Raw genomic sequence first — 8,903 nt, 5'->3', positions numbered from 1 at the left:
TCAACATCGAGGGCAACCTGCAGACGGTGCGCGAGGAGATCCTGAAGGTCTTCGCCATCGCCCTGGCGGTCACAATCATCCTGTCGCTGTACCTCGCCGGCACCATCACCCGGCCGATCCGCCGGCTGGCCCGGGCGGCGGAGCGGGTGCAGCAGAGCCGCGGCCGCAAGGTCGAGATCCCCGACATGAGCGGCCGGCGCGACGAGATCGGCGAACTGGCCGGCGCGCTGCGGGCGATGACCGCGGCGCTGTGGACCCGGATCGACGCGATCGAGCGCTTCGCCGCCGACGTGTCGCACGAGATCAAGAACCCGCTGACCTCGCTGCGCAGCGCGGTCGAGACCACGGCCCGGATCACCGACCCGGTGCAGCAGCGCCGGCTGATGGCGATCATCCTGGAGGATGTGCAGCGGCTGGACCGGCTGATCACCGACATCTCCGACGCGTCGCGGCTGGATGCCGAGCTGTCGCGGGCCGAAAGCGAAACGGTCGATATCGGCCGCATGCTGGGCATGCTGGCCGACCTGTACACGACGACGCTGGAGGACACCGGCATCAAGGTGTCCCTGAGCCTGCCGCCGGGATCGGCCCTGACCGTGCCGGGGATCGAGGACCGGCTGGTGCAGGTGTTCCGCAACCTCATCACCAACGCGATCTCGTTCTCGCCGCCCGACGGGGCCATCCTGCTGCGCGCCCGGCGCGAGGGCGCCTGGGTGATCGCCACCATCGAGGATGACGGGCCTGGCATCCCGGCCGGCAAGCTGGAGGCGATCTTCGACCGGTTCTACACCGAGCGCCCGGCCGGAGAGAAATTCGGCACCCATTCCGGCCTGGGCCTCAGCATCTCAAAGCAGATCATCACCGCCCATCGCGGCCAGATCTTCGCCGAAAACCGGGAGGGCCGTCCCGGCGCCCGCTTCACGGTGAAGATCCCCGCCAAGTGATCTGCGCCAACGATCAACGACCGAATCCGTAGCGAAGGGGAAACTCCATGAATTCGTGCCTGCGCCGGCTGCTGCTCGGCAGCGTCTTCGCCCTGGCCGCCCTGCCGGCCCTGGCCCAGGCCGTCGCGACGCCTGCCGTCGATGCAGCAACGCCGGCAGGCGTCGCCGACAACGCGGCGCCGGTCATCGATGTCGCGCCGCCGCCGACGCCGGAGCCGCCCGCACCGCCGGCCGCGGCCGGCCCTGTGATGGCCGAGGAGATGGATGCCTTGTCCTTCGTCACCTGGGCCAGCGCGTCGGTCCGCGCCGCGCCGAACGGCACCGCGGCGCTGCAGGAGACCCTGCCCTTCGGCACGCAGGTCATCGTCACCGGCCGGCTGGCCGCCGGCGGCTGGGTCCGGGTCCAGACCCCGAAGACGCCGGTCGGCTACATGTGGGCGCAGAATCTGTCGCCGATGCGCATCGCCATGCCAGGCAACGGCCCCGGCACCGGTGCCGCCACCCTGGCCGCCCCAGCGGATGAATCGACCGACGACACCGCCGCCACCGCCACGCCGCTGGGCAATGTCGGCGATACGCCGCTGGCCGCCGATGGCCGCGTCTCGACGACCGACAAGACCGACGTCTTCAGCGTCGTGACCACGGGCTGGACCAACCTGTCGGCCGACCTGACAGGCATGACCGGCGATGCCGATATCGAGCTGCGCGACAGCAACGACCAGAGCCTGGGGTCTTCGGCCAATGCCGGGTCGGATTACGAGCACATCGCCCAGCTGGTCGGCCCCGGCACCTACTACCTCTTCGTCACCAGCTATGGCGACGACACGCCGTATCACCTCGCCGTGTCCGGCACCGCCGGTGCGGCGCCGCCGCCGGATGCGGCCGGGTCCACCCAGTCCGACGCCCATGACCTCGGCGACGTGACCGGCACCCAGGCCGAGGCCAGCGACTGGGTCGGCCCGGCCGACACCAGCGACTACTACGCCTTCGAGATCACCCAGCGGCAGACGGTCACGATCGGCCTGGACGGAATGTCCGCCGATGCCGACATCAACCTGGAAGGGTCCGACGGCAGCTACCTCCTGAGCGGCACCAACACCGACACCGAGGCGGAATCGCTGACCGCGACGCTGGAGCCCGGCACCTACTACCTGAACGTCTATCCGGCCGGCGAAGGCGCCACCGACTACCGGGTGACCGTTGCCGGCACCACCGCGGCCCCGCCGCCGCCGGATGGCGCCGGCAACACGCCGGAGACGGCGGGCATCATCCAGCATGTCGGCCCGCGGCCGGTCACCATCCACGACTGGGTCGGCTTCACGGACCGCGACGACTACTGGCGCTTCACTCTGAACTCCCGTGCCGACGTCACGGTGCACATGACCATGGAGAAGGGCGACGCCGACATCGACCTGCTGCGCGCGTCGGACCAGGAAAACCTGATCAGCGGCGCCAATTCCGGCACCGATCCGGAGGATCTGCAGCTGCGGCTCGACCCCGGCACCTATCTGCTGCACGTCTACTCCTACCAGGGCGACACGCCCTACACGCTGGAGACCAAGGCGGTCCCGGCGAAATAACCCGTCGTCTTGTCGGACCTAACGCCGTCGCGATTGACAGGGAGGAAGGTGCCAGTCACCTTCCCACCCGCGATGGCGACGATCCATGCTACCTGCGTCGCAGTCGACGGTCGCGGCGTGTTGCTGCGCGGGCCGTCAGGCAGCGGCAAATCCGACCTGGCCCTCCGGCTGATCGATGCCGGAGGTCGGCTGGTCGCCGACGACCGTGTGCAGCTTTCGCTTGAGGGCGGCGTTGTGATTGCTCGCCCACCTGCCATCCTGGCTGGGCTGATCGAAGCCCGCGGCTTCGGGCCGATCCCGGTGCCTTCCGTGCCGTCGGCGCCGGTGCTGCTGGTCGCCGACCTGATGCCGGCCGAGGCGATCGAGCGGCTGCCGGACCCGGCGATCTGCGCCTATCTCGGCATCCGCCTGCCCCTGGTCGCGATCGCACCGTTCGAGGCCTCGGCCCCGATCAAGCTGCGCTTTGCCCTCGCCGGCCTCGACGCCCCCGAACACCGCCTGGCCCGATGATGGCCCCCCTGGCGATGGACCCGACCGACGCCACGGCGCGGCCCGAGATGCGCCATCGTCTCGTCCTGGTGACCGGCCTGTCCGGCGCCGGCCATTCCACCTCGCTCAAGAACCTCGAGGATCTCGGCCACGAGGCGATCGACAACCTGCCGGTCGTGCTGCTTGGCCCCCTGGTCGAGCATGCCGAGGACCGGCCGATGGCGGTGACCATCGACACCCGCACCCGCGGCTTCTCGGTCGAGGCGCTGAAGGCCGAGATCGCGGCGCTACGCGCCCGCGGCGACACCGACGTCAAGCTGCTGTTCGTCGATGCCGATGACGAGATCCTGCAGCGCCGCTTTACCGAGACCCGGCGCCGCCATCCTCTGGCGGTCGACCGGCCGGTGGCCGACGGCATCCGCCGCGAACGGCTGGAGCTGTCGCCGCTCCGCGACCTGGCCGATGTCGTCGTCGACACCTCGCTGACCAGCCCGCAGGACCTGCGGCGCACGATCGAGGGCCATTTCGGCCGCGGCATCTCGCCGGGGCTCTACGTCTCCGTCGTCTCCTTCTCGTTCAAGCGCGGCCTGCCGCGCGAGGCCGATCTGGTGTTCGACGTCCGTTTCCTCGACAATCCGCACTGGGTTCCGGCGCTGCGGCCGCAGACCGGCCAGAACCCCGAGGTGCAGGCGATGATCCGGCGCGATTCCCAATTCGACCCGTTCATGATCTCGCTGTTCGGGCTGCTCGAACCGCTGCTGCCGCGCTACAACCGCGAAGGCAAGAGCTACCTCACCATCGCCGTCGGGTGCACCGGCGGCAAACATCGATCGGTGTTCGTGGCGGAAACGCTGGCGGCCTGGCTGGACGGCCAGGGCTACCGCCGCGGTCTGATCCATCGCGACATGCCGGCGCCGGGCTGACAGGAAGGCAACCAGACCAACATGACCACCCACCCGATGATCGGCATGGTCCTCGTGACCCATGGTCGCCTCGCCGACGAATTCGTCGCGGCGATGGAGCACGTGGTGGGCGCCCAGCCCCAGGTCGCCACGGTCTGCATCGGGCCGGAGGACGACATGGAGCAGCGCCGGGCCGAGATCCTGGAGAAGGTGACCACGGTCGATGGCGGGCGGGGCGTCGTGCTGCTGACCGACATGTTCGGCGGCACGCCGTCGAACCTGGCGATCTCGATCCTCGACCGCGCCAATGTCGAGGTCATCGCCGGCATCAACCTGCCGATGCTGATCAAGCTGGCCTCGGTGCGGAAGACCGACACGCTGACCGACGCGGTGACCAGCGCCCGCGAGGCCGGCCAGAAATACATCAGCGTCGCCTCGGCGCTGCTGAAGCCGGAGAAGCGTAAATGAGCGGGCCGGTGACGCCGGGGGCCGCCCCCGGAGCGACGAGCGACCGCCAGACCCGCACCGTGACCATCCGCAACCAGCGGGGGCTGCACGCCCGTGCCGCCGCGAAATTCGTCAAGCTGGCCGCCGAATACGATGCCGAGGTCTGGGTCGAGCGCAACGGCACCGAGGTCGGCGGCCAGTCGATCATGGGGCTGATGATGCTGGCCGCCGGCCCCGGCAGCAGCATCGACATCGCCGCGGCCGGGCCGCAGGCGACAGAGGCACTGGCGGCGCTGGCCTCGCTGGTCGAGCGCGGCTTCGACGAGGACTGATCCCATGGCGACGAGGATCGCCGATTTGCCCGAACCGGGCCCGAGCCGGGAGCGGGCGCTGAACGGGCTGGCGGTGTCCGGCGGCATCGCTATCGGCCCGGCGCATCTGGTCGAAAGCGGCGTCGAGCAGGTGCCGGAGATCCGGCTGGACGAGGCCGACGTGCCGGGCGAGCGCGAGCGCTTCGCCGAGGCGCTGGCCAAGTCGCGGCGGCAGATCAAGAAGCTGAAGGCCAAGGCCCAGGCGCTGCCCGAACAGGCGGCGGAGGATATCGGCTACCTCCTCGATGCCCATGCCTCGATCCTGTCCGGCTCGCGCCTGCTGCGCGGGGTGGAAAGCCGTATCACCGAGGAGCGGATCAACGCCGAATATGCGGTGCAGTCGGAAATCGCCGCCATCGCCACCCAGTTCGCGGCGATGGACGACAGCTACCTGGCGAGCCGGATCGACGACATCCGCGAGGTCGGGGCCCGGCTGATCCGCAACCTGACCAAGCGTCGGTTCCAGGCCTTCGCCACCCTGCCCGAAGGCGCCGTGGTGCTGGCCGAGGAGATCACCCCGGCCGACACGGCGCTGATGGACCCGCGCCGCGTGGTCGGCTTCGCCGCGACGCTGGGCGGGGCGCAGAGCCACACCGCCGTGATGGCGCGGTCGCTCGGCCTGCCCGCGGTGCTGGGCGTGCCCGGCCTGCTGGCCGGCGTGCGGCCGGGCCAGACCGTGATCGTCGACGGCACCGCCGGGCGGGTCATCATCGACCCCGACGACGCCACCCTGGCCGCCTTCCGCCTGCGGCGCGACCTGGCCCGGGCCGACCGCAAGCAGCTGGACGCGCTGATCGGCCTGCCGTCGCAAACGCGCGACGACGTCGCCGTCACCCTGTCGGCCAATGTCGAGCTGCCGCGCGACGTGCAGGTGGCGACCGATTTGAACGCCGCCGGGGTCGGCCTGCTGCGCACCGAGTTCATGTTCATGAACCGGGACGATCTGCCGAGCGAGGAGGAGCAATACGCCGTCCTGCGCGACGCGGTGGAGGGCATGGGCGGCAAGCCGGTGACGATCCGCACCCTCGACCTCGGCGGCGACAAGATCGCCACCGCGCTGGGCGGCCGCTTCGCCGAGACGGCAAACCCGTCGCTGGGCCTGCGCGCCATCCGCCTGTCGCTGAAGGAGCCGAAGCTGCTGGAGGCACAGCTGGCCGCCATCCTGCGCGCCGGTGCCCATGGGCCGATCCGGGTGCTGCTGCCGATGATCACCACCATCGGCGAGATCCGCACGGTCAAGGCTGCGCTGGACCGCACCATGCGGCGGCTGAAGCGCCGCCGCGTGCCGGTGCCGGCGGTGATGCCGCCCTTGGGCGCGATGATCGAGGTGCCGGGGGCCGCGCTGATCGCCGATGCGCTGGCGCGCGAGGTCGATTTCTTCGCCATCGGCACCAACGATCTGGTGATGTACACGCTGGCCGCCGACCGCGGCGACGAGGCGGTGTCGCATCTCTACGACCCGCTGCACACCTCGGTGCTGCGGCTGGTGCAGTTCACGGTCGAAGCGGCGCTGCGGGCGCGCATCCCGGTCAGCGTGTGCGGCGAGATCGCCGGCGACCCGCGCTTCACCGCGCTGCTGATCGGCCTGGGCATCCGTGACCTGTCGATGGCGCCCTTGCGCCTGCTGGAGGTCAAGCGCCGGATCCTGATGCTGGACAGCGTCGCCGCCGCCCGGCGCGCCCGGATGATGCTGGACCAGACCGATTCCGGCCGGATCGCGGCGCTGCTGGACGATTTCAACGAGGGCGCCTGACGGTAGAGTAAGCCGCGTCAGTTTCGCCGGGAGGGATGCGATGTCGACCATGAACACCGAGCGCGTGCTCGAAGTCCGCCACTACACGGACCGGCTGTTCTCGTTCAAGACCACGCGCGACCCGGCGTTCCGATTCCTCAACGGCCAGTTCACCATGATCGGGCTGGAGGTCGACGGCAAGCCGCTGCTGCGCGCCTATTCCATGGCCTCGTCCAACCATGAGGACAACCTGGAGTTCTTCTCGATCAAGGTGGCGGACGGCCCGCTGACCTCCCGCCTGCAGAACATCAAGGTCGGCGACCATGTCCTGGTCGGCCGCAAGCCGGTGGGCACCCTGATCCAGGACAGCCTGCTGCCCGGTCGGACCCTGTATCTCTGCGCCACCGGCACGGGGCTGGCGCCGTTCCTGAGCGTCATCAAGGATCCCGAGGCCTATGACCGGTACGACACCATCGTGCTGGCCCATGGCACGCGCTTCATCGCCGAGCAGGCCTATGACGAGTTCATCACCCGCACGCTGCCGGAGGACGAGTTCATCGGCGAGCTGGTGCGGCCGAAGCTGAAATACTACCCGACCGTGACGCGCGAGCCCTATGTCCACAACGGCCGCATCACCGCGCTGCTGGAATCGGGCCAGCTGCCGGCCGACCTGGGCCTGCCGCCATTGGACCGGGAGACCGACCGGGTGATGCTGTGCGGGTCGCCGGTGTTCCTGAAGGACATGGTGACGATGCTGCACAGCCGCGGCTTCGAGGAAGGCGCCAACAACCGGCCCGGTCACTTCGTGGTCGAGAAGGCCTTCGTCGAGAAATAGCCGGCGATCAGGCCTCGGCCTGCTGCCGGGCGTTGCGGCGGATCGTCTGCGGCGGCTGGCCGTAGGCGCGCAGGAAGGCGCGGCGCATGCGCTCGCGGTCGGCGAAGCCGGTTTCGCGCGCCACCACGTCGATCGGGTGGCGCCCATCCTCCATCATCAGCCGCGCGGCCTCGACCCTGAGATGCTCGACCGCCTTGGCCGGCGACTGGCCGGTCTCGGCCCGGAACGCCCGGCTGAACTGGCGCGGGCTGAGATGCGCGGCATCGGCCAGCTGCTCGACCGAGAGCGGCGTGTGCAGGTGGCTTTTGGCATAGGCCAGCGCGGTCTGGATGCGGTCGGATTTCGGCTGCATCTCCAGCAGCGCCGAGAACTGCGACTGGCCGCCGGAGCGGCGGTGGTAGACGACCAGCTGCTTCGCCACCAGCCGGGCCACATCCGCACCCAGATCCTTCTCGACCATCGCCAGGGCGAGGTCGACGCCGGCGCTCATGCCCGCCGACGACCAGACCGAGCCGTCGATGATGAAGATGCGGTCCTCTTCCAGCTTCACCCGGGGGAACCGGGCCTGGAAGTCGCGCGCCACCAGCCAATGCGTCGTCGCCCGGCGGCCGTCGAGGATGCCGGCATCGCCCAGGATAAACGCGCCGGTGCAGATCGAGGCGACGCGGCGAGCCGTCTCCAGCGCCTGGCGGACGAAGGCGAGCAGGCCGGGCGTCGCTTCGGCGATGCCGACGGCGCCCGCGACCAGCACCGTGTCGAAGGCGGGATCGCCGAACGGCTCCGTGTCGATCGTCATGCCGAACGAACTGCGGATCGGCCCGCCGGTCTCGGACAGGAAGTGCACGTCGTAGACCGTCTTCCCGGCGGTGAGGTTCGCGAATTCGAAGGCCGAGGCGGCGGCCAGGCTCATCACCTGGAATCCGGGGAAGATGACGAAGCCGATACGTTGCATGGACGCCCATGTCCCAAATGGTGGTATCTATGACATTTAAGCCATAAGGCGCCGAGCGTAAACCTTGATCGCAGAGACCAGCCACCCGCTGGCAGCGCAAGGAGACGGCATCATGACCAACATCGCAAACAAGGGCACCGCCCTGATCACCGGCGCCTCGTCCGGCATCGGCGCGGTCTATGCCGAGCGCCTGGCGCGGCGCGGCTACGACCTGATCCTGGTGGCCCGCAACCGCGACCGGCTCGACGCCCTGGCCAGCCGCCTGACGGCCGAGACCAACCGGACGATCGAGGCGATCACGGCGGATCTCGGGGACAAGGCCGACCTGGCCCGGGTCGAGGACACGCTGCGCACCGATGCGAGCATCACCCTGCTGCTGAACAACGCCGGCGTCGGCGCCACGGCACCGCTGCTGAATTCGGACATCGGCAAGATGGAGGACATGATCGCGCTGAATGTCGGCGCGCTGACCCGGCTGACCTATGCCGCGGTTCCCGGCTTCGTCGCCCGCGGCGGCGGCACGATCATCAACATCTCGTCGATCGTCGCGGTCGCGCCGGAGATTCTCAACGGCGTCTATGCCGGCAGCAAGGCCTTCGTTCTGGCCTTCAGCCAGTCGCTGAAGCATGAGCTGGCCGACAAGGGCGTGCG

General features: G+C 69.6%; 10 protein-coding genes. 9 read left to right on the top strand and 1 reads right to left on the bottom strand.

The window, feature by feature from the left end; genetic code table 11:
• The 8 genes from AC3XYG_RS26765 to AC3XYG_RS26730 form a co-directional block, all read left to right on the top strand.
• A partial coding sequence (locus tag AC3XYG_RS26765; protein WP_489142922.1) for a sensor histidine kinase occupies positions 1-944 on the top strand: 944 nt, incomplete at its 5' end.
• 47 nt (positions 945-991) lie between these two features.
• On the top strand, positions 992-2,524 hold the full coding sequence (locus AC3XYG_RS26760) for a pre-peptidase C-terminal domain-containing protein (protein ID WP_489142921.1): 1,533 nt from the start codon (positions 992-994) through the stop codon (positions 2,522-2,524).
• A 48-nt stretch (positions 2,525-2,572) separates the two neighbouring features.
• Entirely contained in the window at positions 2,573-3,034 is a 462-nt protein-coding gene (locus AC3XYG_RS26755; RefSeq protein WP_489142920.1) for an HPr kinase/phosphorylase, read from the top strand.
• The gene (gene rapZ, locus AC3XYG_RS26750) at positions 3,031-3,936 is read left to right on the top strand and encodes an RNase adapter RapZ (protein ID WP_489142919.1); all 906 of its coding nucleotides are present in this window, start codon (positions 3,031-3,033) and stop codon (positions 3,934-3,936) included. The genes AC3XYG_RS26755 and rapZ overlap by 4 nt, the downstream gene beginning before the upstream one ends.
• Before the next feature lie 36 nt (positions 3,937-3,972).
• The gene (locus AC3XYG_RS26745; protein WP_489142923.1) at positions 3,973-4,383 is read left to right on the top strand and encodes a PTS sugar transporter subunit IIA; all 411 of its coding nucleotides are present in this window, start codon (positions 3,973-3,975) and stop codon (positions 4,381-4,383) included.
• Positions 4,380-4,694, top strand: a complete 315-nt coding sequence (locus tag AC3XYG_RS26740; RefSeq protein WP_489142918.1) for an HPr family phosphocarrier protein — start codon at positions 4,380-4,382, stop codon at positions 4,692-4,694. The genes AC3XYG_RS26745 and AC3XYG_RS26740 overlap by 4 nt, the downstream gene beginning before the upstream one ends.
• Before the next feature lie 4 nt (positions 4,695-4,698).
• Positions 4,699-6,486, top strand: a complete 1,788-nt coding sequence (gene ptsP / locus AC3XYG_RS26735) for a phosphoenolpyruvate--protein phosphotransferase (protein ID WP_489142917.1) — start codon at positions 4,699-4,701, stop codon at positions 6,484-6,486.
• A 40-nt stretch (positions 6,487-6,526) separates the two neighbouring features.
• Positions 6,527-7,300 (top strand): ferredoxin--NADP reductase, encoded by a 774-nt coding sequence (locus tag AC3XYG_RS26730; RefSeq protein ID WP_489142916.1) that lies wholly within the window; start codon positions 6,527-6,529, stop codon positions 7,298-7,300.
• Between the two features lie 7 nt (positions 7,301-7,307).
• On the opposite strand, the gene AC3XYG_RS26725 is transcribed toward AC3XYG_RS26730, so the two are convergent.
• Positions 7,308-8,252: a GlxA family transcriptional regulator gene (locus AC3XYG_RS26725; protein WP_489142915.1), complete on the bottom strand. Its 945-nt coding sequence runs from the start codon at positions 8,250-8,252 to the stop codon at positions 7,308-7,310.
• A gap of 112 nt (positions 8,253-8,364) precedes the next feature.
• On the opposite strand from AC3XYG_RS26725, the gene AC3XYG_RS26720 reads away from it, so the two are divergent.
• The coding region (locus AC3XYG_RS26720) for an SDR family NAD(P)-dependent oxidoreductase (protein ID WP_489142914.1) at positions 8,365-8,903 on the top strand (539 nt) is incomplete at its 3' end.

The sequence above is a fragment of the Inquilinus sp. genome, assembly GCF_057815775.1.
This window is presented reverse-complemented; position numbering and strand designations above follow the sequence as displayed.